General features: G+C 63.3%; 23 protein-coding genes. 9 read left to right on the plus strand and 14 right to left on the minus strand.

Translation table 11 applies throughout. The features are described from left to right. Positions 1-138, minus strand: a 138-nt coding sequence (locus tag ACT6VE_RS28905; protein ID WP_444801777.1) for an alanine--tRNA ligase-related protein, incomplete at its 3' end; no start/stop codon positions are given. Between the two features lie 374 nt (positions 139-512). Beyond that, positions 513-1,595: a recombinase RecA gene (recA, locus tag ACT6VE_RS28910; RefSeq protein ID WP_444801734.1), complete on the minus strand. Its 1,083-nt coding sequence runs from the start codon at positions 1,593-1,595 to the stop codon at positions 513-515. Between the two features lie 230 nt (positions 1,596-1,825). On the opposite strand from recA, the gene ACT6VE_RS28915 reads away from it, so the two are divergent. Together ACT6VE_RS28915 and ACT6VE_RS28920 are read left to right on the plus strand one after the other, a co-directional pair. Further along, on the plus strand, positions 1,826-2,773 hold the full coding sequence (locus tag ACT6VE_RS28915; protein ID WP_444801735.1) for a carbohydrate kinase family protein: 948 nt from the start codon (positions 1,826-1,828) through the stop codon (positions 2,771-2,773). 46 nt (positions 2,774-2,819) lie between these two features. Then, positions 2,820-3,746: a pseudouridine-5'-phosphate glycosidase gene (locus ACT6VE_RS28920; protein WP_444801736.1), complete on the plus strand. Its 927-nt coding sequence runs from the start codon at positions 2,820-2,822 to the stop codon at positions 3,744-3,746. 45 nt (positions 3,747-3,791) lie between these two features. Here ACT6VE_RS28920 and ACT6VE_RS28925 read toward each other — a convergent pair whose 3' ends face one another. The 6 genes from ACT6VE_RS28925 to ACT6VE_RS28950 all read right to left on the minus strand — a co-directional run bounded on the left by ACT6VE_RS28925 (position 3,792) and on the right by ACT6VE_RS28950 (position 10,860). After that, positions 3,792-4,553, minus strand: coding sequence for an ABC transporter permease (locus ACT6VE_RS28925; protein ID WP_444801737.1), 762 nt, complete (start codon positions 4,551-4,553; stop codon positions 3,792-3,794). Continuing rightward, on the minus strand, positions 4,550-5,476 hold the full coding sequence (locus ACT6VE_RS28930) for an ABC transporter ATP-binding protein (RefSeq protein ID WP_069058986.1): 927 nt from the start codon (positions 5,474-5,476) through the stop codon (positions 4,550-4,552). Before ACT6VE_RS28930 ends, ACT6VE_RS28925 begins: the two co-directional genes overlap by 4 nt. A 93-nt stretch (positions 5,477-5,569) precedes the next feature. Then, the gene (locus tag ACT6VE_RS28935) at positions 5,570-6,391 is read right to left on the minus strand and encodes a sulfite exporter TauE/SafE family protein (protein WP_444801738.1); all 822 of its coding nucleotides are present in this window, start codon (positions 6,389-6,391) and stop codon (positions 5,570-5,572) included. A 372-nt stretch (positions 6,392-6,763) separates the two neighbouring features. Next, positions 6,764-7,417, minus strand: coding sequence for a glutathione S-transferase family protein (locus tag ACT6VE_RS28940; RefSeq protein ID WP_444801739.1), 654 nt, complete (start codon positions 7,415-7,417; stop codon positions 6,764-6,766). A gap of 114 nt (positions 7,418-7,531) precedes the next feature. Beyond that, positions 7,532-8,764, minus strand: a complete 1,233-nt coding sequence (locus tag ACT6VE_RS28945) for an extensin-like domain-containing protein (protein ID WP_444801778.1) — start codon at positions 8,762-8,764, stop codon at positions 7,532-7,534. Between the two features lie 275 nt (positions 8,765-9,039). Next, entirely contained in the window at positions 9,040-10,860 is a 1,821-nt protein-coding gene (locus ACT6VE_RS28950) for a methyl-accepting chemotaxis protein (RefSeq protein WP_444801740.1), read from the minus strand. Between the two features lie 204 nt (positions 10,861-11,064). On the opposite strand from ACT6VE_RS28950, the gene ACT6VE_RS28955 reads away from it, so the two are divergent. Together ACT6VE_RS28955 and ACT6VE_RS28960 are read left to right on the plus strand one after the other, a co-directional pair. Continuing rightward, a complete protein-coding gene (locus ACT6VE_RS28955) occupies positions 11,065-11,445 on the plus strand; it encodes an acyl-CoA thioesterase (protein WP_069058990.1) in 381 nt (126 codons plus the stop codon). Positions 11,446-11,464: 19 nt separating this feature from the next. Next, a complete protein-coding gene (locus ACT6VE_RS28960) occupies positions 11,465-12,055 on the plus strand; it encodes a hypothetical protein (RefSeq protein ID WP_444801741.1) in 591 nt (196 codons plus the stop codon). A gap of 1 nt (position 12,056) precedes the next feature. Here the strand turns inward: ACT6VE_RS28960 and ACT6VE_RS28965 are convergent, their stop codons facing one another. The 3 genes from ACT6VE_RS28965 to ACT6VE_RS28975 form a co-directional block, all read right to left on the minus strand. Then, complete coding sequence (locus tag ACT6VE_RS28965) at positions 12,057-13,226, minus strand: DUF1501 domain-containing protein (RefSeq protein WP_444801742.1); 1,170 nt, start codon at positions 13,224-13,226, stop codon at positions 12,057-12,059. Positions 13,227-13,236: 10 nt separating this feature from the next. Beyond that, entirely contained in the window at positions 13,237-14,703 is a 1,467-nt protein-coding gene (locus ACT6VE_RS28970) for a DUF1800 domain-containing protein (protein WP_444801743.1), read from the minus strand. A 67-nt stretch (positions 14,704-14,770) separates the two neighbouring features. After that, a complete protein-coding gene (locus ACT6VE_RS28975) occupies positions 14,771-15,124 on the minus strand; it encodes a DMT family protein (RefSeq protein WP_444801744.1) in 354 nt (117 codons plus the stop codon). Between the two features lie 170 nt (positions 15,125-15,294). Between ACT6VE_RS28975 and ACT6VE_RS28980 the strand changes: the two genes are divergently transcribed. Further along, positions 15,295-17,292 (plus strand): putative bifunctional diguanylate cyclase/phosphodiesterase, encoded by a 1,998-nt coding sequence (locus tag ACT6VE_RS28980; protein ID WP_444801745.1) that lies wholly within the window; start codon positions 15,295-15,297, stop codon positions 17,290-17,292. Here the strand turns inward: ACT6VE_RS28980 and ACT6VE_RS28985 are convergent, their stop codons facing one another. Together ACT6VE_RS28985 and ACT6VE_RS28990 are read right to left on the minus strand one after the other, a co-directional pair. Next, entirely contained in the window at positions 17,293-17,712 is a 420-nt protein-coding gene (locus tag ACT6VE_RS28985; RefSeq protein ID WP_444801746.1) for a DUF6220 domain-containing protein, read from the minus strand. A gap of 3 nt (positions 17,713-17,715) precedes the next feature. Further along, complete coding sequence (locus ACT6VE_RS28990) at positions 17,716-18,303, minus strand: NAD(P)H-dependent oxidoreductase (RefSeq protein ID WP_444801747.1); 588 nt, start codon at positions 18,301-18,303, stop codon at positions 17,716-17,718. Positions 18,304-18,391: 88 nt separating this feature from the next. Between ACT6VE_RS28990 and ACT6VE_RS28995 the strand changes: the two genes are divergently transcribed. The 4 genes from ACT6VE_RS28995 (at position 18,392) to ACT6VE_RS29010 (ending at position 22,526) form a co-directional block, all read left to right on the plus strand. Further along, on the plus strand, positions 18,392-19,300 hold the full coding sequence (locus ACT6VE_RS28995; protein ID WP_444801748.1) for a LysR family transcriptional regulator: 909 nt from the start codon (positions 18,392-18,394) through the stop codon (positions 19,298-19,300). A gap of 199 nt (positions 19,301-19,499) precedes the next feature. After that, a complete protein-coding gene (locus ACT6VE_RS29000; protein ID WP_069058996.1) occupies positions 19,500-19,796 on the plus strand; it encodes a hypothetical protein in 297 nt (98 codons plus the stop codon). 14 nt (positions 19,797-19,810) lie between these two features. After that, positions 19,811-22,255: a hypothetical protein gene (locus ACT6VE_RS29005; RefSeq protein ID WP_444801749.1), complete on the plus strand. Its 2,445-nt coding sequence runs from the start codon at positions 19,811-19,813 to the stop codon at positions 22,253-22,255. A gap of 22 nt (positions 22,256-22,277) precedes the next feature. Beyond that, on the plus strand, positions 22,278-22,526 hold the full coding sequence (locus tag ACT6VE_RS29010) for a hypothetical protein (RefSeq protein WP_444801750.1): 249 nt from the start codon (positions 22,278-22,280) through the stop codon (positions 22,524-22,526). 50 nt (positions 22,527-22,576) lie between these two features. Here the strand turns inward: ACT6VE_RS29010 and ACT6VE_RS29015 are convergent, their stop codons facing one another. Then, positions 22,577-23,524 carry a DUF3137 domain-containing protein gene (locus ACT6VE_RS29015; RefSeq protein WP_444801751.1) on the minus strand — a complete coding sequence of 316 codons (948 nt, stop codon included), beginning with the start codon at positions 23,522-23,524 and terminating at the stop codon, positions 22,577-22,579. Between the last annotated feature and the right edge of the window lie 69 nt (positions 23,525-23,593).

The following is a 23,593-nucleotide window of genomic DNA, read 5'->3' on the forward strand; positions in this document are numbered from 1 at the left end:
GAACTGCACCATGCCGGCGTTGGTGAACATCAATGTCGGGTCGTTGCGCGGCACGAGTGGACTGGACGATACGACCTCGTGGCCGTTCGTTCGGAAATAGTCGAGGAAAGTCGACCGGATCTCATTCACGCCGTTCATATCGCGTCCTTCATCTCTGCACTGTCTGCACCTGTCTACGGCGCATTACCCACCCAATTGCATTTCAGCAGATGCGAAACCGCCCCGCCGGCCGGAGTGCCCGCCCGGAGGCCACTGGAAAGACCATCCATCCGCGAATTCCGTCGAACTGCGCACGACCGCCGCCTATCTTGCGGAAAGGTCGAAAACCTTGGGGGCGCGCGCGAGAACTCAAGGCTTTTATCGCCCGCCTCGGCACCTGTCCAGACACCAAAAAACCGGCCTTTCACGAAGAAGAGGCCGGTTTTTCAGGAATTTCGCATTTTGTTGAGCGCATGTCGCTTTCGCAAAACCCATGCCCGCTTTGCGCAACGCGTTCCGGCGTTGCGCAGCGCTTAGCTTTCGCCGTCGGTATCGTTCGAATCCGGACCGCTATTCTCCAGGAAACGTTCGGCGATCAGGCCGGCATTCTGGCGCAGCGACGTCTCGATCTCGCGGGCGAGATCCGGATTGTCGCGCAGGAACGTCTTGGCGTTTTCACGACCCTGGCCAAGGCGCTGGCTGTTGTAGGAGAACCAGGAGCCCGACTTTTCGACGATACCGGCCTTGACGCCGAGGTCGACGAGTTCGCCCGTCTTGGAGACGCCCTCGCCATACATGATGTCGAATTCGACCTGCTTGAAGGGCGGTGCCATCTTGTTCTTGACGACCTTGACGCGGGTCTGGTTGCCGATAACCTCTTCACGCTCTTTGACGGCGCCGATGCGGCGGATATCGAGGCGGACGGAAGCATAGAATTTCAGCGCATTGCCGCCCGTCGTCACTTCCGGCGAACCGTAGACGACGCCGATCTTCATGCGGATCTGGTTGATGAAGATCACCATCGTCTTGGACTTGGAGATCGAGGCCGTCAGCTTGCGCAGCGCCTGGCTCATCAGGCGTGCCTGCAGGCCCGGCAGGCTTTCGCCCATCTCGCCTTCGATTTCGGCGCGCGGGGTCAGCGCTGCAACCGAGTCGATGACGAGCACGTCGATTGCACCGGAGCGCACCAGCGTGTCGGTGATTTCCAGCGCCTGTTCGCCGGTGTCGGGCTGCGAGATCAGCAGGTTTTCGAGATCGACACCCAACTTGCGGGCATAGATCGGGTCGAGGGCGTGTTCGGCATCGACGAAGGCGCAGATGCCGCCCTTCTTCTGGGATTCTGCAATGGTCTGCAGCGCGAGCGTCGTCTTGCCAGAGCTTTCCGGGCCGTAGATTTCGACAATGCGGCCTTTCGGCAGGCCGCCGATGCCGAGCGCGACGTCGAGGCCGAGCGACCCCGTCGAGACGGTCTCGACCTCGATGATGCTGTCCTTGCCACCGAGCTTCATGATGGAGCCCTTGCCGAAGGAGCGCTCGATCTGGGAGAGTGCCGCTTCGAGTGCCTTGCTTTTGTCCACTGATTTTTCCTCTACGAGCCGCAAAGTGTTCTGTGCCATTTGGTCCACCTTTAGGTTATTGAAGCAGGACAGGCAATGAAGCCGCCGATGAATGCTATGTACACATTTTGTTCTCGTCTTGCAAGCTACGTTCAACAATTTGAATATATTTGCAAATCGGCGGTGTGTTCTTTTTTTGTTTCCCGTGGATAAGCGCCGCGCGGGAATAAGGGCGAACCCACCGGGACAACGGACGTAGCGTGCCGAATCGGTGGGCGAAAAGGAAGATGATGACGGGCAAGACGATACTGGTGATGGGCGGGGCCCATGTGGACAGACGCGGACGCATCGCCGGTGAAACCGCGCCGGGGGCGAGCAATCCGGGCGCCTGGTTCGTGGAGGCGGGCGGCGGCGCGTTCAATGCGGCGCGCAACCTTTCGCGGCTGGGTCACCGGGTGCGGCTGATTTCGCCGCGCGGCGGCGATGCGGACGGGGATATCGTCGCGGCGGCGGCGGAAGCAGCGGGCGTCGAGGATACGCCGTTCATCTTCCTCGACCGGGCGACGCCGAGCTACACGGCGATCATCGAGCGGGACGGCAATCTCGTCATCGCGCTGGCGGACATGGAGCTCTACCGGCTGTTTTCGCCACGCCGCCTGCAACAGCGCGCGATGCGCGAGGCGATGGCCGATGCCGGGCTCATCCTCACCGATGCGAACCTGCCGGCCGAAACGCTGGCAGTCATGACGGAGGCTGCAAAGGCGGCCGGCGTGCCGATCGCCGGCATCGCGATTTCGCCGGCCAAGGTGGTCCGGTTCCGCGAAAGCCTTTCCGCCCTAGCCTTCCTGTTCATGAACGAAGCGGAAGCCCGCACGCTGACGGGTGCGGCACCGGAAAACCCCGCAGACTGGCCGAAGGCGCTGCGCGCGACGGGCCTCTCCGCAGGCGTGGTGACGCGTGGCGGCAGAGGCGTCATCGCTTTTGACGACAAACAGGCAGCCCTCGTCGTGCCGCCGGACATACCGGCGCTCGGCGATGTCACGGGTGCTGGCGATTCGCTCGCTTCCGGCTTTCTCAGCGCCTGGCTCACCGGCTCGTCCATCGGCGAAGCGTTGCGTCGCGGGGTGGCGGCAGCGGCGATCACCGTGCGCTCGCCACTCGCTGCCGCTGAAGAATTGTCGCAGGCAGCCCTTGCGGACGCACTTTCTCTTGTACCCGGGGCCGAATGGATGGCATGAGACTCTTTTGCCTGAATTTCCGCCCAAAAAGCTGCGAGGACACAGCATGACCAGACCCGTATCCCCCCTTCTGCCGGTGCAGTTTTCGGCCGAAGTCGCCGCCGCCCGGGACCGTGGTGCGCCGATCGTCGCACTCGAATCGACCATCATCACGCACGGCATGCCCTATCCGGGCAATCTCAACATGGCGCGCAGCGTCGAGCGCATCATCCGTGAGGAAGGCGCCATACCGGCGACCATCGCCGTCATCGATGGCGTGCTGCATATCGGCCTTGAGGATGCGGAGCTTGAAACGCTCTCGCAAACGCAGGGCGCGATGAAGCTTTCACGCGCCGACCTCGCCTTCGCCATCGCCGAGCGGCGCACCGGCGCCACGACGGTCGCGGCGACGATGATCGGTGCGGCCCGCGCCGGCATCAAGGTCTTTGCGACGGGTGGCATCGGCGGCGTGCACCGCAAGGCGGAAGAGACGTTCGACATTTCCGCCGATCTCGACGAGTTGTCGCGCACCGGCGTCATCGTCGTCTGCGCCGGCGCCAAGGCGATCCTCGACATTCCGAAGACGCTGGAAGTGCTGGAAACACGCGGCGTGCCGGTGGTGACCTATGACAGCCCGATCTTCCCGGCCTTCTGGTCGCGCGATTCGGGCATCAAAAGCCCGCTGACGCTGAACAGCCCTGCGGCGATCGCCAATTTCCAGAAGGTGCGCGACCAGCTTGGCATCGACGGCGGCATGCTGATCGCCAATCCGGTTCCGGAGGCCGACGAGATCGAGCGCGAGGAGATGGAAATCTATATCGCCCGTGCACTCGACAATGCCGAGCGCGACGAGATCGCCGGCAAGGCCGTCACGCCCTACCTGCTCGACAGCCTGTTCCACCTGACGAACGGCCGCAGCCTGAAGACGAACATCGCGCTCGTGGAAAACAACGCGCGTCTGGCGGCGGAAATCGCCGTCGCGCTGGTGGACTGAGTTTGCGCAAGCGGCCGGTTTACACCGGCCGCATCCTCTCCGTCTTCAGTTCTTCAGCTTGTACCCTGTCTTGAAGATCCACGCCGTGATCGACAGGCACACCAGCAGGAAGCCCAGCACCGTCACCAGGCTGACGATGGGGTTCACGTCGGCGATCTCGTAGAAACTCCATCGGAAACCCGAGACAAGGTAGAGCACCGGGTTGAAGTGGCTGACGGTCTGCCAGAAGGGTGGCAGCATGTCGATCGAGTAGAAGCTGCCGCCGAGGAAGACCAGTGGCGGCACGATGAGCATGGGGAAGAGGTTCAGCTGCTCGAAATCCTTCGCCCAGATGCCGATCATGAAGCCGAACAGGCTGAAGGTCACCGCCGTCAGCACGAAGAACAGCACCATCATGAACGGATGCTTGATCGATATGTCGACGAAGAACGAGGCGGTGATGAGGATGATCGTGCCGACGATCAGTCCCTTCGTCGCCGCCGCCCCGACATAGCCGATGATGATCTCCGTCATCGAGATGGGCGAGGACAGGATTTCGTAGATCGTGCCCATGAATTTCGGAAAATAGATGCCGAAGGAGCCGTTGCTGATACACTGGTTGAGCAGGGTCAGCATGATGAGGCCGGGCGCGATGAAGGCGCCGTAGGACACACCCTCCACCTCCTGCATGCGCGAGCCGATCGCCGCGCCGAAGACGATGAAATAGAGCGACGTGGTGATGACCGGCGAGACGACGCTTTGCAGCAGCGTGCGGCGCGTGCGCGCCATCTCGAACGCGTAAATGGACTTGATCGCCTCGACGTTCATTTGCCCTCTCCCACCAATTCCACGAAAATGTCTTCCAGCGAACTCTGCTCGGTGGAGATGTCCTTGACCCTGAGGCCCGCCTGCGACAGCGCGGCGAGCAGCGACGAAATGCCGGTGCGCTCGCCGGATGCATTGAATTCATAGACGAGGCGCGCGCCCTCCTCCGAGAGCGTCAGCCCGAAGGGCGACAGTGTGTCGGGGATCGCCGCCAGCGGCTCGGCAAGTTCCACGGTCATCTGCTTGCGGCCGAGCTTGGCCATCAGCGCCTTCTTCTCTTCCACCAGCAGGATTTGACCGTGGTTGATGACGCCGATGCGATCGGCGATCTCCTCGGCTTCCTCGATATAGTGGGTCGTCAGGATGATGGTGACGCCGTTGGCGCGCAGCCGCTCGACAAGCTGCCACATGTCCTTGCGCAGGTTGACGTCGACGCCCGCCGTGGGCTCGTCGAGGAACAGCACCTTCGGCTCATAGGACAGCGCCTTGGCGATCAGCACACGCCGGCGCATGCCGCCCGACAGGTGACGCAGCATCGTGTCCTTCTTGTCGTAGAGCGAGAGCTCCCTGAGGATGCGCTCGATCAGCGCCGGGTTGGGCTTGCAACCATGCAGGCCACGCGAAAAGGAGACCGTGTTCCACACCGTTTCGAAGGCGTCGAGCGTCAGTTCCTGCGGCACGAGACCGATGATGGAACGCGTCTGGCGGAAGTCATGCAGGATGTCATGCCCGCCGACCGTTACCGTGCCGCTGGTCGGCGTGACGATGCCGCAGATGATCGAGATCATCGTCGTCTTGCCGGCGCCGTTCGGCCCGAGCAGCGCGAGGATTTCGCCCTCCTCGATATCGAGATCGACGCCCTTCAGCGCCTTGAACCCGGTTGCGTAGCTCTTGGTGAGATTGCGTATGGAGACGATGGGCGCCATGGGATGGTCCGAAATGAGGAAATTTCATGCGGAAGGACACCCTATATGGCGTGTCCCTTGTCAATTTTCACCCGGGTGAGAGAAAAAATTCGCTCATCCGTAGATGCTGTAGAGAAAGCGCAGCGAAACGAGGATCAGGAAGACGCCGAAGCCCAGCTCGAGCTGTCGTTTGCTCATCCAATGGGCGAGCCGCACGCCCCAGGGTGTGACGACAAGCGCGATCGGCACGATGAGCGCGACGGCGATCCAGTTGATAAAGCCGGTGGAGCCGAGCGGCAGACCGGCTTCGCCCCAACCGGCCCAGATATAGCCGAAGATGCCGGGAATGGAGATGAGCACGCCGACACCGGAGGAGGTTGCCACCGCCTGATGGATCGGACGGCCGAACGAGGTCATGTAGGTGTTGTTGAGCACACCGCCGCCAATGCCCATCAGGCCGGAAAGCGTGCCGATGACGACGCCGGCGAGCTGGTTGCCGATGCCTTTCGGTAGCTCGGTGCCGATCCGCCAGGTATCGCGGTTGAACAGCATGCGCAGCGCGACCAGCATTGCGATGCCGACGAAGACGAGGCGCAGCCCGACGCTGGAAATGAAGGCCGCGATCACCGAGGCGAGGATCGCGCCGAGCGGCAGGGCGACGATCCAGCTTTTCAGCAGGTCCGTATCCACCGCGCTGCGCTGGCGGTGCGCCGTGAAGGAGCGGATCGACGTCGGCACGATGATGGCGATCGAGGTGCCGATGGACAGGTGCATGCGCACCGCCTCCGGCACATCGAGAGAACCGAACACCTGATAGAACACCGGCACGAGGATCGCCCCGCCGCCAATGCCGAAGATGCCGGCGAGCAGGCCCGACACCACGCCGGCGGCAACGAGCGCGAGCGCTAACAGAAACAGGTCGGTGATGGGCGGCATGGGGGCTTCCGGACAGGGCCATCAGGGGCGGCGGCGACTCGCGAAAATTTCGCGGCGGCGAGACGCCAGATGTCATCAAACCGTGACCCATTTCAACCAGTCTCTGCGCGAGGCCGACGGGAACGGTTTGCACCCCGCACCACCCATCGCTCCCCCTGCGCTCCGCAGCGGCCTTGCTCCCGAACCCTGAGGGAGCCACCGGCGGCCCCATCCGCCCGCTTCCCCCGCGGAAGCCCGCATGCATCTTCGCCGGTCCGCGCCGGCGCAGGTGACGGAATGTGACGTTCCAGGCAGCAACCACCCCTATGTGCGCTGCCACCCCTTTCGACCGGCTCCCCGCCGGTCTTTTTTTGCCTGCCGTTCGGGATCGCATTATCCGCCAGCCGTTGCGGCGGTGAAAACCGCCAGCTGGTCGGCAAAGGCCCGCTTGTAGGCAGGCCGCGCCTCGCCGCGGGCGATATAAGCGGCGAGCTTCGCGTAGTCCTCCAGCAGGCCCGACGATTCCAGCCGGCGCAGCACATGCACCATCATCAGGTCCCCGGCGCTGAAGGCGCCGTCGAGCCATTCTGCATCGCCAAGGTGGTGGGAAAGCCGATCCAGTTGCGCGCGAACGCGGCCATCGAGCATCGGCAGCCGCTCGGCATACCAGGGCTTGTCGCGCTCCATCAGATACGCGGCCGAACGCTCGACGATCGCCGGTTCCACCGTGCCGATTGCGGCAAACATCCACATGATCGCCCGCGCCCTGGCATTTGCATCGGTTGGCAGCAGGCCGGCATGGTTTTCCGCGATATGGAGCACGATCGCCCCGGACTCGAACAGCGCGAGATCGCCCTCTTCATAGGTCGGAATCTGCGCGAAAGGATGGAGTGCCAGATGCGCGGGCTGCCTCATCGCCTTGAAGGACAGAAGACGGACCGCGTAAGGCTGGCCGACCTCTTCGAGCGCCCAGCGAACGCGCATGTCACGCGCCAGCCCCCTGCCGCGATCAGGCGATTGTGCAAATCCGGTAATCGTCGCCGTCATCGTCTTTCTCCCTGGCTTGCCTATCTGGAAGACGGTTGGCCGGGCGAAGTTCCGACACGATGCCGCAGATAATTCCCGTGCAAACACTAGGCCGATAAAGGCAATGCAACACGGTTATAGGCTGCAATGCCGGTAGCCGGAGTTGCGGGCACGCAGATCGAAGTGAAAGTGATCCTTGTGATAGCGGTCGCTACCCGGGCCAAGCACGGTGGAAAAATACTTGCAGCTGTCGCTGCGCACCGATTTCAGCAGGCCCTTTTCGCGGAAGGCGAAGAAACCCTTCTTCTCGATGGTGATCGCCTTGCCGCTCTTCAGCACGATCTTGCCGACATCGATGGCATTGCCCTTGGCATGTTCGGACATGGAGGCACCACGCTGCGAATTCATGGTGCGGCAGGAATAGGACGACATCTGGTGGATGGCCGAGACGCCGGAGAGGTAGCGCGTGCGCGTCGAAGGCACGAGTTCCTGCTTCACCCAGCGGGCGAAGGCCTCGGTAATCTGGCAATTGACCTGTGCGGCCGGCTTGATCTGGATGCCGCCGGAAAGGCCGGACAGTTCGACCGGCCACGCGATGCCGCAGGAACGCCCCTTGGAGATGCGCGGCACGTCGCGGAATTTCACACCCAGCTTCTGGAGCCGCTGACGGCAGGCCTTTTCCGAGGCCGGCATGCCGCCCATGGTTTCCGGGATCTGCATCGGGTTGTTGAGCCGCGGCAGGAAGGCGACCTGGTCTTCCTCGACAACCTTGTGACGACGGGTCGTGGCCTTGTCCGGCACCCGCAGATAGTCGTCGCCGTCAGCCGCCGTACCAAGTTCCGTGCCGGCCTCGGTCATCGGGATCGTATCCGGCTGGCCGACCTGCTGCGGCGTATCGGTGCCGATGCCATCGACGACGACCTGCGTGGCATTGCCCTCGGCGATCTCGTTGGCCTGCGATTCCGCGAGCCCTTCGACCCGCTCGACGCCGAGCCCCTCATCCATGTTCACGCCGCCCTCCGGCACCGTGAGCACGCCGGAAGACGCTTGCACGGGTTGCGAAATGCCCATGGCCTCGTCGCTGTCGATCATCGGCAGGCGTTTGTTTTCCATGACGGGCGTCATCATGGCCGTATCCGCCGTCGCCACCCGCCCGGCGGGTTCCTCGACGGGATAGGCGGTGAGATCGCCACCCGTATCACCCATGTCGTCGGTCTGTCGCCGCGAGACATCTGTCGCCGGCCGGATGGCGCCGACGCCGGCACCGTCGATGTCGTCCGGCGGGGTCAGACCACCGGAACAGGCGGCGAGCAGCACCGGGATCAGAAACAGCCCCAACGGCCTGCGGAGACGAGAAACGAACGCAATACTCATGTCACTTCCGCCTGGCATCCGCCTCGCACCATCGCGAAGTCCCGGTTGCACACACCTTTGTCCGGTGATGGTGCAGGCCGCTTTTGTCCGCATTCGGACGGCGAAAGCCTGAAACCGGACCTGCAGGGCGACGTGCCTGCATTTCCAGAAGATTTTCTCGCAACAGGGTAAAGGAAACGTTCCCGCCGACCCCACCAAATCAGAGGTCAACGAAAAACCCCGGCGCTTGTCGAGCGCCGGGGCAAGGAAGTCCGGAGATCGTCTTCTGGTTATGCGGCGCGGCGCCTGGGGGCGGCCGCTCCGGCTGGGTTCAGCCGGAAGTTCCCGAGCAACGTCTTCAACTGCTCGCTTTCCTGGGTCAGCGTCTGGCCGGCGGCGTTGGTTTCTTCCACCATCGCGGCATTCTGCTGGGTCATCTGGTCCATCTGGTTGACCGCCGTGTTGACCTCGGCAAGGCCGGTGGCCTGCTCGCGGGCAGAGGTGGCAATCGACGTCACCTGGTCGTTCACCTTGTTGACCAGCAATTCGATCTCGGTCAGCGCATCGCCCGTCGAGCGCACCAGCGCCACGCCGGTGCCGACTTCGGTGGCCGAGTTGCTGATGAGGCCCTTGATCTCCTTCGCCGCATTAGCGGAGCGCTGGGCAAGTTCGCGCACTTCCTGCGCCACGACCGCAAAGCCGCGACCCGCCTCGCCTGCCCGCGCCGCCTCGACGCCGGCATTCAGCGCAAGAAGATTGGTCTGGAAGGCGATCTCGTCGATCACGCCGATGATCTGGCTGATGCGGCTGGAGGCGTCCTCGATGCGGCTCATCGCGGCGACGGCATCGCGCACGATCGCGCCGGAGCGACCGGTCGACTGCTTGGTCTCGGCCACCATGCGGCTTGCCTCGGCGGCCCGTTCGGAGGCGTTGCGAACGGTCGCGGTGATCTCGTCGAGTGCGGCCGCGGTTTCCTCCAGCGACGCCGCCTGCTGTTCAGTGCGATGCGAGAGATTGTTCGCGGCTTCCGCGATACCACCGGCGCTGCCGTGCACGATCTCGGTCGAGTGGGCGATGGCGTTGATGACGCTGGAGAGCGCATCGACGGCCCGGTTGAAGTCGCCGCGCAATTTTGCATATTCCGGCGCGATCGAGCCGATGGAGACCGTGAGGTCGCCATTGGCAAGGCGTTCCAGCGCACCGCCGACGACATGCATGGCATCCGTCTGGCTCTGGCTCACCTGCCGCTGCCGGCGTTCGCTTTCGCCGCGCTCCTCGTCGAGACGAACCTGCTGCTCGCCCTCGCGGACACGCAGTTCAGAACGCTCGGCCACGGACTGGCGCAGGATCGATACGACCTTGGCCATCTCGCCGATCTCGTCCTTGCGTTCGGTTTCAGGCACATCGCTGGAAACATCCTCCTCGGCGATCGCCTGCATGGACGCCTTGAGGCGCAGGATCGGGCCGGTGACGCTCTTCACGATCGCATAGGCGACAAGAATGATGGCGAGGCCGCCGATGGCGAGGATCATTGCCGTCTCGATGGCATTGCTGCGGAACATCGCGGCGAGGTCGTCGGCATAGACGCCGGTGCCGACGATCCAGCCCCAGGGCGCAAAACCGGCAACGTGCGAATACTTCAGCACCGGCTCCTCGAAGCCCGGCTTCGGCCAGTAGTAATCGACGAAATCCTGTCCCGTCGGGCTTGCCTTCACCGCCTTCACGAATTCAGCGAAGATGCGTTTGCCGGTGGGATCCGCCATGCCGGTCTGGTCGGTGCCGTCGAGCGCCGGCTTGATCGGATGCATGATGATCACGGCATTCATGTCGTTGATCCAGAAGTAGCCGCTGTCCTCGTAGCGCAGCGCCCGCACCGCGTCCTTCGCCCGTGTCTGTGCCTCTTCACGCGTCAGCGTGCCGGCCGTTTCAAGCTCGTGGTAGTGCTTGAACAACGTCAGCATGCTCTGGTCCATCGCGGCAAGTTTTGCCTTGCGCTCGACAACCATCGCATCCTGATAATGGTATAGACTATAGACGAGTGCCGCTGCGAAGATGGTCAGGGCGAGACCGACAAGCAATGAAAGTCGCGTGGAAATTCTGAAATTCTTCACCGGGCTCTCCTCGACACCACTGGACGCAGTGCGCCTTGTCGGCGAAGGTCTCGGAAACCTTTTAAAATCATCTAAAATTGCAATTATCAATTTTAGAGTCTGAGCATGCTTGAAAATGGCGCCGCCGGATCTGCGGCTACGCACCCGCCCTCTTTCTCCGCTGGCCGCATTGAGCTAGACCGGAGGGAAACGGAGAGGACCCGCATGACCAGCACGCCCAACGGACAGCTCACCCTTCGCACGCTCGCCATGCCGGGCGACGCGAATGCCGCGGGCGATATTTTCGGCGGCTGGGTCATGGCACAGATGGACCTTGCGTCCGGCATCCGCGCCGCGGAGCGCGCCCAGGGCCGCGTGGTCACCGCCGCCGTCAAGGAAATGGCCTTCGACCTGCCGGTGAAGATCGGCGACACGCTCAGCATCTACACGGATATTGCCCGCGTCGGCCGCACCTCGATCACGCTGTCGGTCGAGGCCTGGGCGCAGCGCTATCTCACCACGACGCTCGAAAAGGTGACGGGGGCGACCTTCGTCATGGTTGCACTCGACAAGGACGGCCATCCGACCCCTGTTCCCGTCGAATAAGGCGACAGGAGGCGCCCCCATGGAGCACACGACCCCGGATCCCGCCATTTTCGGCCATGTGCGCATCGTCATCGGCATGGTGGTGAGCCTCACCGTCGCGCGCCTCCTGACCGGCGTCGCCCTGTTCATCCAGCATCCCGGCAAGGTGAAGGCCTATCCGGTGCACCTTGCCTGGGCCGCCTTCCTTCTATTGTTTCTGCTGCATTTCTGGTGGTGGGAGTTCCGCCTGCAGGCGCTGACGACGATTGGTTTCGGCGTCTACCTGTTCCTGATCAGCTATTGCTGCCTGTTCTTCCTGCTCGCCGTCTTCCTGTTCCCGACGACGCTCGACGACTATGCCGGCTACGAGGACTATTTCTATTCCCGCCGAAAATGGTTTTTTGGCGCGTTCGCTCTCGTCTTCACCGTCGATCTGCTGGACACGGCATTGAAGGGAGAAGCCTATTTCGGCTCCTTCGGCTACGAATACCCGGTCCGAAACGTCGCCTTCATCGTGCTCTGCCTGACGGCGGCATGGACGGCCAGCCGGCGCTTTCACACTGCCTTCGTCAGCCTCGGAATCCTCTACCAGCTGAGCTGGATTTTCCGCGCCTTCGACATGCTGGAGTGATCTATCCGCGCAGGAACGCCGGCCGCTTGTCGACGACGAGCCCCGGGAAAACCGATGACTCGAGGTCGCTTGTGGAAATGCCGAACTGCTGGCGCAGCATGGCCGCCGCGATCTGGCGCAGGTCCATCGTCGGCCGCAGGTCGCGATCATCAAGCAGGTCACCATCGGCAAGCGACGGCCAGTCACGATAGACCTTGCCGCCGGCAACGGCACCGCCCGCCAGAATGGCGACGCCGCCCGTACCGTGGTCCGTACCGAACGAACCGTTCTCGCGCGCCGTCCGGCCGAATTCGGTGATCGCCAGGACCGCGGTCTTGCGCCAGATTTCCGGAGAGAGGTTCGCCTTCAGCGTGGCGATGGCCGCAGCAAGGTCCATGGCCGGCCGCTGGAAGATCCGCGACTGGCTGAGATGCGTGTCCCAGCCATTGATGGAGAAACTCGCGATGCGATGATCGGCCGAAAGCATGCCGGCAGCGAACTTCGCGACGGCGGCGAGACCGCCTCTGGGTTTCCCCTGCATGTCGTGGATGGTGTCCGACAACAGGTCCGTCTCGGTCGCCTCCTGAAGGGCGGCGGCAAACGCCAGATCATTCTGGTAGAGCCGGACAAAAAATGCCAGTTCATCCTCCGCCAGTGCAAGATCGGCGCGCGCCGACCAGACATCGACCGGGCTTTGTCCAGACAGGATAAGCTCCGCCGTGGTTGTCACGTCGATCGCCCGGCGGTCGGCGGGTCGCGGAATGACGGCGATGGCACGGTTGAGCCAACCCGTGCGCTCCCCCTGAACGGCGCTGCCGCTTTCCAGCATGTCCTGCCCATCGAAATGGCTGCGACCGTCGCGATAGGGCGTGGAGGTTGCGTGGACGAATGCGAGTTCGCCCGCCCGCCAGAGCGGCACCAGATCCTTCGCGGCCGGATGCAGGCCGAAGAAGCCGTCCAAATCGATCAGGCCGTCGTCGGCGCCGAGCGCCAGCTTCGGCCGCAACAGCGAAAGGGCCGGGTCGCCATAGGGCTGCACCAGCGCCAGTCCATCCATCCCGCCGCGCAGCACGATCGTCACCAGCCGGTTGTCACCGGGCATGGCCGCAAAGCTGACCGGCGTCATGAGCGGCGAGGCCGCTACGCAACAAGCACCGGCAAGGAAGGCGCGGCGGTTGATTTCTGTCGTCATCGCCACGCTCCTAACGTCGGTTGAATTCCGGAGACGCCAGCACCATCGCCATCGCCACCTCGCGGTTGGGCGCCCGTGAAACAGTCTCGATCGTATCCGCCCGCGCCGCATCCGAAAGCGTCGCCTCGAGAAAAGCCCGCGGATCGGTATCTCCACCGAAACGCGCGACGAGGCGCCGGGCCCAGGCGATACGTTCCGTGAGCTGGCTGGCGGTAACCCAAGCCGAAAGATCTTCTGCCCAGCCCGCCGGGCTCGGTGGAGACCAGATCGGCTGTCCGAGCCGGTCGATGGCAGCAACGGAAAACGGATTGGATCCCAAGGCAGGTCGCCCCTCCGCCGTCATCATCAGCACGTCCTCCAAGGCCGCGACGTCTGATGCCAGCTGCCACGTGCTCTCGTTCGCGCCGCCTGGTCGGAGTGCCGTTTTGGGCGCGCTCACCGCCCGAAGCGCGGCAACGACGAAATCGAACGGCTGCCGCGCCTTCTGCCCCTCTTCCGCAAAACTCCGCGGGTGCTCGAGCATCGCCCGATACACGTCGAGCAACGCCCCATCGCTACGCGTCCACGCCACCACCATGGCCTCGACAACCGCCTGCGGCGGATCGTCGGCGATGAAGTGCACGACGAGTTTGCGGCAGATGTGGCGACGGGTTTCCTCACGCGCGGCCAGGTCGTCGAGCAGGTCATGTACCCTTTGCATCTGTGCGTCCGCGCCGCCGTAGGAACGGCCGAGCACCTCGTAGCCGTCGGGCTCCGCAAAACGCGTCCGGAAGACCGTGTTGTAGTGCGGCGCCCGATACCACAGGCCGGTGAGAACATAGGCGGCGGCGCGGACATCCGTCTGGGTGTAGCCGCTCCCCGCCCCCATCGTATGCAGTTCGATCAGTTCGCGGGCCAGGTTTTCGTTGAGCCCACGGCCCGACTTGAGACCAACCGGCGAATTCGGCCCGACCGAGCGGATCTGGTCGAGATAGATCAGCATGGCCGGATGCAGCACTGCGGCCTTCAAAAGCTCGTCGAACCGTCCTGCAATATTGGGCCGCACCGCCTCGGCCTCGAACAGCGCCACCAGAAGGCGCGTGGTGGCGCCCTTGCGCGTATCGATCGCGAAGTGATCGCACCAGAAGGCGGCAAGCCGCTCGAAGAAGCCATTTGGCGACAGGACCGCCTGTTGAACCTTCCTGTGCCGGTCCAGCTGAAGCGAATTGTTGAGCGCTACGCTGTAGGGATTGACACTGCGTTCGCCAATCATCCGCAGTGTGCCGGCCTCGCGCGCGGCCTTTGTGGAGGATTCGACCGCGCGATAGTCGACAAAACGCGCGCGGCGCTCGGCTATGCCCTCGTAGGGGAAAAGACAGGTTTCGCCTGCCCCGCGCTCCACCTGCCGGATCAGCGTGTCCACATCCTCCGGCGGCGCCTCGCCCGGCCGTCTGCCGTAACCGAAGCGTATCGCCGCCATGCTGGCGAAAGTTGGCATCAAAAGAGTTCCATCCGGTTCATGCGCAATGCTTGCGCCTGATTGCGACTATTTTGGGAGACGCGGCCTATCCCTTGAACACGAAGGCGGCACCGGCCGCGATCAGCATGAAGCCGATGGCGTGGTTCCAGGTAAGGCTTTCCTTCAGCCAGAACACGGAGAAACCGGCAAAGACAAGGAGGGTAATGACCTCCTGGATGGTCTTCAGCTGGGCGGCGGAATAGACCCCATTGCCGAAGCGGTTTGCCGGTACCGCCAGGCAATATTCGAAGAAGGCGATGCCCCAACTTGCCAGAATGGCAATGAACAGCGGTGTCGACTTGAACTTGAGGTGCCCATACCAGGCGAAGGTCATGAAGATGTTGGAAAGGCAGAGCAGCACGATCGGCCAGACGGCCGCGGGGGTGAGGCTGAAAGGCATCGGTGGATCCTGATTCCCTAGGAGATGAAGAAGGACATAGCCGACAGGTCAACGCCGTCAAGATCGGCGGGCCACTGATTCTCGCGATCCACCGTTAAGACAATCTTATGCGCGCCGACACACCATCCCCGCGAGCCGTCCAGACGGCAAGTCGACGGGGCCGGACCAGAATGACGGATGCGAGCCGGCTGATGCCGGCGGATGAACCGACAAGACGCCAGATCCTTTCAGCGCAGGCGCTGTCCGTGCTGGACGGCATCGTATTGTCGCTTGCCGCCAACTGCTTCCTCGCCGCAACGACCGCCGCGATCCTCTGGCTCGACGGTCCCGATATCAGTATCTATCTCTGGCTGGCCGCCGTGTTTGCCGTCAATCTCTCGCGCTATGTCGGCGTGCGCGTCGTCCGGCGCCTGAACTGTGCAGTGGAGCGGCCACGGCGCGCGCTTGGCGTGTTGTCGCTCGGAGCGCTCGGCGGCGGTATTGCGTGGAGCCTCGTGCCCTTCATCGGCACCGCCCATGGTGCCAGCGGGCTCAATCCCTACCTCATCTTCATCATCGGCGGCATCTGCGCGGGCTCGCTGATGCAGAGCACAGCCTATGCCCGCACCGCCCTGCTCTTCGCAGGCCCGCCGCTGCTCACCGCCATCGTCTCGCTGCTGATATCCGGTACGACGGATGCGCTGGTCATCGCCGCCGACGCCCTGCTGCTCGCCATCATGATGGTGCGGGCCGGCCAGCTCAGCGAGGCAGGCTTCATCCGCAGCCAGATCGACCGGTTGAAGGCCGTGGCGCTGGCCTCGTCGCTGTCGGATGCTAATGCGGAAATCCGCCTGTCCTATCACCAGCTCGCATCGCTGGCGAACCGCGACCCGCTGACCGGCCTCGGCAATCGTGCCCTGTTCAACCAGCGACTGCGCGGCCTGCTTGCCAGCGATTTCCCCGCGGGAACGCTCGCCCTGCTTGTGATCGACCTCGACCGTTTCAAGGCGATCAACGACACGATGGGGCACGGTGCGGGCGATACCGTCCTTGTCGAAATTGCCGGGCGGCTCGTCAGTCTCACCGGCCCGACAGATACGGTCGTGCGTCTCGGGGGCGACGAATTCGCCGTCATCGTCGAGGGCGAGCAGGCAGAGGGGCGCGGCCGCGAGATCGGCGATGCCATCGTGCGGTTGGCCGGCGATCCCATCTTTATCGGCGAACGCCCCGTGACGGTCGGCGCCAGTGCCGGGCTGGCGCTCCATCCGCAACATGGGGAAACGGCGGACGATCTTTTCGCCAGCGCCGACATCGCGCTCTATGCCGCCAAGGAGGGCGGCCGCCGCCGGCTCGGCCTGTTCAATCCCGTGCTGAAAGCCCGCATCGAGCGGCAACGCCTTATCGAGGCGACGCTCGCCGAGGCAATCGAAGACAATCAGCTGCTGGTGGTCTTCCAGCCGCAGGTGGAGCTGGCCACCGGCCGCGTCACCGGTTTCGAGGCCCTGCTGCGCTGGGCGCATCCCGATCTCGGCCCGGTCAATCCGCCGGATATCGTGCGCGCCGCCCAGGCCCTGCATATCGCCACCGAACTGACAGGCTATGTCGCCAACCGCGCCGCGGAACTGCTGCGCACCCTGCCCCGCCTCGGCCTGCCGGAGGCCTGCGTGGCCGTCAACGTTTCGCCGCGCGAATTTTCCGGCGACACGCTTTCCCGCCTGTTGAGCGGCATTGTCGCCGCGCACGAGATTTCCCCGGCCTTGATGGAGATCGAGATCACCGAAGAGGCGACGCTCGACACACAGGCCGCCGGCGCCGAACTGGCCCGGTTGGAGGCTGCAGGCTTCCGCCTCGCCGTCGACGATTTCGGCATGGGCCATTCTTCGCTGGCCTATCTCGTCAGCCTGCATATCGACCGGTTGAAGATCGACCGCAGCTTCGTCAAGGGCATCGCCAGAAGCCGCGAGAACCAGGCCCTCATCGCCGCCCTCGTCGGCATCGGCCATGCGCTTTCCATCGATATCGTCGTGGAAGGCGTCGAGGACGAGGAAGAGGCCGAAGTGCTCAGGATGCTCGGCTGCCGCCACGCCCAGGGTTACCACTTCGCCCGCCCCATGCCGGCCGCCGACATCCCGCGCTGGCTTGACCAGCATGCCTTGCGCATCAGCCGCAGCATGGCTGGCACGCCCTGATCACCGTACCGTTCGTGCCCGGTTGCGTTCTACCTTGGCGACGATGACCAGCGCCGCCACGAGCATCAGCCCGCCGTTGAACGGATGCAGCGCCTGCAACAGGCCGGATTCCAGGTTCTGCCCGCTCACGATCAACACGATCTGCGTGACATAGAGCCCCGCGAGCAGGCCCGCCCACCAGCGCAGCGGCCTCGTCTGCGCAAGAAGCCAGGCCGCAAGGGCCATCGCGGAGATCGGCACGGAGAGCAGCATGCCAAGCCCGCCATGCCACGCCCAGAAAACCCCGTCCTGGAAGAGCGCGAGCCCCGCGAGCAGATATTGCGCGAGAATGCCGGCCGGCACCGAGCGTGCCGCCTGCAGATACCAGAACGGCACGGTGCGTCGCGGCTTTGCCGTGACGGCAAAATCGGTCGTCGTCATGGCTCACCCCCAGGCTTCCACGAGGAAACGTCGGAAATCTTCCTGTGGTTCGGTCGCCTTGCGCCAGTCCTTGAGAAGCCCCGCATAGCTCTTCGCCGCGCCATGCAATGCGATGTCGTCCAGCTTGTTGGCCCGGAAGAGTACGAAGGGCGCCTGCCATGGCAGGCCGCAACGATGCGCGGTCGCTTCCAGCGGGCGCAGCAGTTCAGCCATGGTGAACTTGTTGGCGCCGTCCGGTGCATAGGCTTCCGGCACATTGCCGGCCGTTGCGGCAACGAGCAGCGGCGTGCCCTCCAGCAACCGGCCTTCCGTTTCGTAGTTGATGTAATACATGCGCGTCAGCACCGCATCCTGCCAGGCTTTCAGCAGTGGCGGCGTCGAATACCACTGGATCGGGAACTGCAAAACGATGCGGTCGGCCGACAGCAGCCGGGCCACTTCCTGGTCCGCATCGATCCTGCCGTCCGGATAGAGGGCATGGAGGTCGATGACCTCGACGCCGGGAAGGCGGAGGGCGGTGCCGGCGAGCGCGACATTGGCGCGCGAACCGCTGAGATCGGGATGGAAAAGAAGGATCAAGGTCTTGCTCATGACGTCATCTCCTGTGTTGACGCCATCAGAATGCCGTGCCCGGTAAAATCATTCCAATGGATGGTTTGTATATGCTATTATCGATTTCATGAATTTAAGATCGATCGACCTCAACCTTCTCGTCATCCTCGACGCGCTGCTCGACGAGGCCCATGTCTCACGCGCCGCCGCCAAGCTGAACCTGTCGCAGCCCGCCACCTCCAGTGCGCTGGACCGTTGCCGCCACCTCTTCGCCGATCCCCTGCTGGAACGCGGCAAGGGCGGCATGCGCCTGACGCCGAAGGCGGAAGCGTTGCGCGATCCCCTGAAAAACCTGCTCATCGGCATTGCCGCCGTCGTCGACGCCCCGGAAGAACCGCTTGCCGACATCCGCCAGACCGTGCGCATCGTCACCGCCGACCATCCCGGCATCCTCGTCGCCGGCCCGTTGCACCACGCCCTCGCCCGCTCCGCCCCCGGCATCGATCTGGTCATCCAACCCTGGCATGGCGCCGCCGCGGTTCTCGAATCCCTCGCCCGCGGCGCCAGCGACATCGCGCTCTCGGTCTTCCCGGCCATCGACGAAACGGCCTTCCACTGCGAAACGCTGCTGCAGGAGCATTATGTGATCGCCATGCGGAAGACCCACCCGGCGGGCGCCGATTTCACCCTCGAGCGCTGGCTGGCCTATCCGCACATCCTCGTTTCCGGCCGGGGCGACACGCGCACGCCCCTGGACGACCAGCTTGCCGCCCTTGGCAAATCCCGCCGCGTCGGCATCGTCGTGCCGAGCTTCCTGATGGTGCCGTCGCTGCTGGAGGGCAGCGATCTCATCGCCATGATGCCGAGCCATTGCCTGCCGTCGGATGCGGCCGAGCGTTTCCACATCGTCCTGCCGCCCATCCCCGTTGCCGGCTTCCCGCTCCACCTCGCCTGGCACCGTCGGCGCGACAAGGACCGGGCGGTGCAGCACGTCGCGGATGAATTGCGGACGTTGCTTGCAGCGGCGCGTCGATAAAACAGCAAAACGGGATCGCCGGTCGGCCTCAACCCGGGTGCCCGCCGAAGCCGCGAATTCCCACTTTTGCTTGCATTCGCAATCCCTTATTATATACTACCTTGCATTTCTCAATATGACACAGACTGCACTTACGCGCGAATGACGAAAACAACCGTCTGGCGTCGCGAGGCCCGATTTTCAGTGCGAGGAGGGATGAATGTCCCTGATGGCATCTTCACACTCTGTCGCGCGGCAGGCCGTCGCTGTCTCCGCGCTTCTGCTGCTGAGCCAAATGCCGGCCAGCGCCCAGGAATGCCGCGCCGGAACCAATGGAACAAAGGTCACCTTGCCCTATGCGGGCTGCCCGTCCGGCGTTGCGCGTTTCCTGTGCTCGAGTGGAAGAGCGGTCTTTCAGCGGTGTGAGCCGCCCGTCGCGAGCCAGAGGACGAATGGGGCGGTGCCGGCGACCACCGGCAGCGGAAAAGACAAGACCAAACAAGACAAACGGAACTGAGGTGGATGGTGGTGGTGAACGAACCGGATCCCGCGCAACCCACACCCCGATATGCCTTCCGGCTTCCGACGGGGTGGCGTGCCGGCGTTTCGGCCGGCGCCACCGTGATCGCCCTCTTTCTGGCCTATCTCGTCTATCTGTTCGGCCTGCCGGATCTCTACTTCTGGCGCTCACCAGGCCGCATCTATGTGGAAAGCCCGGAAATCTATACCCGCGAGCGGCTGGTCAACGATCGCTACCTGCAAGCGGCCTGGCTTAACAACAAGCTCGACACCGTGGAGAAATCCACCTTCAGCAGGACGCGCATATCTTCATCGTTGAAAATCGGTATCGGCGCAGAAGAAGCCGGAGACGGAAAAACTGAACCCGTCGCTGCGGAATCGTCCGATGCATCGAAAACGGAGACGGCCCCCGCCACGTCAGTGAGAACCGATCCGGTGGGCGAGTTTCCCTACGATGTCGACTACGACCTCAAGTCCGCCATGCGAGACAAGATCCGTCAGGACATCATCGAGAACATGCTCGACGACCGGCACGACCTGACCGGCAATTCTCTGGTGGCAATGAAATTCGATACGACGGTGCTCAAGCGGCGCGGCTCAAGCTACCACGCACGCGTCGCCTTCAAGATCACCGCGGAAAAGCTTTTCTCACCTCCGACTGCGGCTGACGGCAATCCGATGTCCGTCGAAGAGGCGCTCATAAACACCTTCTATTTCTCCAAGGAAGGCAACACCATCCTCACAAACGAGGCGCATCCGCTTTACCGGTCTTATCTTCAGTACAACGAGTGGCTCAAAAACCTCGAACACAGGCTGAACCGTGAGCTTGATCGCTCCTGCAAGCGATTGCTCGGCCCGTCGAATACCCAAATCCTTCAACTCAATCTGGCCGTGGTCAATTTTAAGAACGTGCGGGCCATGTTCCGCGAAACACTCGCGAAAGTCCTGTCCATACAGAGCGACTTCGAGTTTCCGGAAACGGATCTCGCGGCGGTGCCGCTGCCGGCACCATGGTCCGATGTGATCAGCCTGCAATATTCCAGCAACATCATACAGGAAGCCAACTGCTCGGCGCTCAGAATGCGTGTTCTGCCGCTGACAACGACCATTTTCTCGCTTACGGCGAGCACCGACGATGAGTTTCAGGCGCTGATCAGCCGTCTGAACGACCTCCAGTCAAACTTCGCGACGATCATCGTCAACGATGAGGAGCGAAGGGTCTATTTCACGACCAAGATCAAGACCGCCTCCGCCACGGACCCGATACCACCCCTCGTCTACGGCCTCGCCGCCCAGATCTACGAGACCCTGGCGACGGAATCCAAACCCAGCATCTACCACCTCGCCGATGCCGGCAAACTGTGCCTGCCTTCGAGCACGTCGCCCACCAAGGAACTGGAAAGGCGCGAGGACGCGGGAACGGCCATCGCCGGCATCGGCGATTATTGCGGCCAGACGGACATATTTCCGAAAACCGGTTCATTGTCGTCTATCTTCTTTCCGGCCGGCTATTTCGCCTTCATGAAGAAGGTCGAGCGTTCGGATTCCTATCTCTACTCGCTCATCCCCAATGGATCCTCCACAGCGCGGGTACTTTCGAAGTCGGCCAGTCTCCGCCTCGGCCTGAAGGGCGGAGAAGGACGGCTCGGTGGCATACTCGACCACGGCGAAGACATTTCCGCCTTCGATACGGAGCCGGAGGTGTTGACCTTCGGCATGGCCAGCCCGGCCGACGTGATCGAGTTCGGGTGGATCGCTATCGGCAATGACCGCACTTCCGGTCCCGAGACCTTTTCCCAGACCGCGCTCTTGTCCGTGCCGGCCTGGGCAAACCAGATCGAAGCCGAGGTTACGACCGGTTGGGTCAACGATTCGGGTTCCGTCGTCTTCGAGGATCCAACGCGCCGCTTTCCCATTCCCATGCCGTCGGACTACGAGATTTTCGACGCGTTCATTTCGGATGGCCTGACCTATCGACGGCCCAACATCGATGAGGACGCCTTCGGTAGCGGGCACCTGCTGCGCGTGGGGCAACCGGGCTCGATCATCATCCCCGGTGTCCGCCTCTGGCGCAGCACCGTTGTGACCCTCGGCAGCCAGAAGGCGGACGAGATTTTTGTCCTGCCGGACATGGAAGGCGTCATCGCGAGCTTCAAATCGGTCAGCGCCTTCTTCGACGACTTCATCGATTGCAAGACGATCGTCCAAACGACGATTGAGGACGTGCAGCCCCTTGCGGCCCTGACAGGCATGCCCTCGAACATCACAAACGAACCCACGGCGCGACGCTGCACCAAGACATTGCCGCTCCGGGTTTGGACGAGCGAAGGCATGGATGAGATCGATGGCAAGGTGACGGTGGTCGACATTCTCAGCAAGGTCCCGGCGGCCGCGGACGGCAACAAGCTGGATGCCGTCACCACCCAGGCCACCACTTCGGACGCCGCAGCGCAGTAGCTGGACAATGGAGAACCGAGAGATGACGCGATTTTTTGGACACAGAACCAAAGCGGGGCGCCGGCAGCTGCCGGTTCTGGTGCTCGCCGTCGTGGCTGCCCTGCCTCTATCGGCCGCCGACAGCCGTCTCGTCGAGCGTGAGGCCATCATGCAGACTGCGCAGGCCTTCGGCTTCCGGTGCGCGACGCCGCAATTCGTCTGCCAGATCCCGCCCGCGATGCTCGGCTCGATCTGCTTCTGCGGCGCTTTCCAGGGCGTCGTCGTGCCCTGATCGAGAGTATTGTTTTATCGCATTATCCGACGCCGACGCGGTGCGATGCCCTAACCGATCCTGTTCACCAGCTGCGCCGTCGCCAGCAGCATGACGAGATCGCGGATCATCGGCCGGAGGTGCCGGTCGAAGTCGATCGGCGTGTCGACCGGCGGCAACTCGAAAAAGTTCTTCTTCGCCGGCACCAGCAGGTAACAGTCCCGGCCGTCCAGCGCGATGCGCACCACGTCGTCGCGCCATTCCGTCGCCAGATAATCGAGCGCTTTCGCCAACGTGCCCTGCACGATCGGTGTCGCGGCGTCCAGCCGGTTGGTGCGGAACTCGTGCGAGGAGTCCACTTCGGGATTGCCGCTGATGACGAGCGCCAGGCTGGAGCCGCCGAACAGGTCGCGCATGAAGCGGTGCACGGCATTGGGCCGGCGCGCCGCCAGAAGCTGGCCGGGAAACTCCTGCTCCCGCTCGAAATGGAAGATCACGCCCTTGAAGGTGGTCTGCCGGCTCTTGCCGCTGCCGGTGATCAGTTCGGTCTCCGACAGGGTGAAGGCCAGCCCATCGTGCCTGCCGGCGATCATGTCGCCATGTTCGTTGCGGTCGCGCGGCACGAGGTCCTTGCCGGGCATGGTGTGGATGAAGCGCGGCTCCGCCCCGTTCACATACTGCACGTTGTCGACGAAACCGAAGACCAGCGGCAGCATGCGGTCGCGCAGGCTCTGCTGGAACTGCTTGGCCGGCGCGAGGGCGAAACGCCAGACGAAGCCGCCGCCGACGAACAGCAGCCCGAGCACGATACCGACGATATCGTTCGCGATTTCCACCCAGGCGATGTAGGCCACGAAAGCCGAAAACACCAGGTAACCGCCGAAGATCAGCGCCACGCGCACATACATGTCCCCGGTCACGCTACCGCGCGATGCATTATAGGCGGTCACCGCGGCGTGGAGGTTTTCCAGCGCCGCGTCCTTCGGCATCAATGCTGCTTCGTCAACGACTGCGCTCATGACCGCCCCCTCACCGTAGCTCACGGATAACGGGTGGAACCGGCCGCAAATTCGTTTCCCTTTTGTACT

It is taken from the genome of Shinella sp. (genome assembly GCF_052438155.1).
In the GTDB taxonomy this organism is placed as follows: Bacteria; Pseudomonadota; Alphaproteobacteria; order Rhizobiales; family Rhizobiaceae; genus Shinella.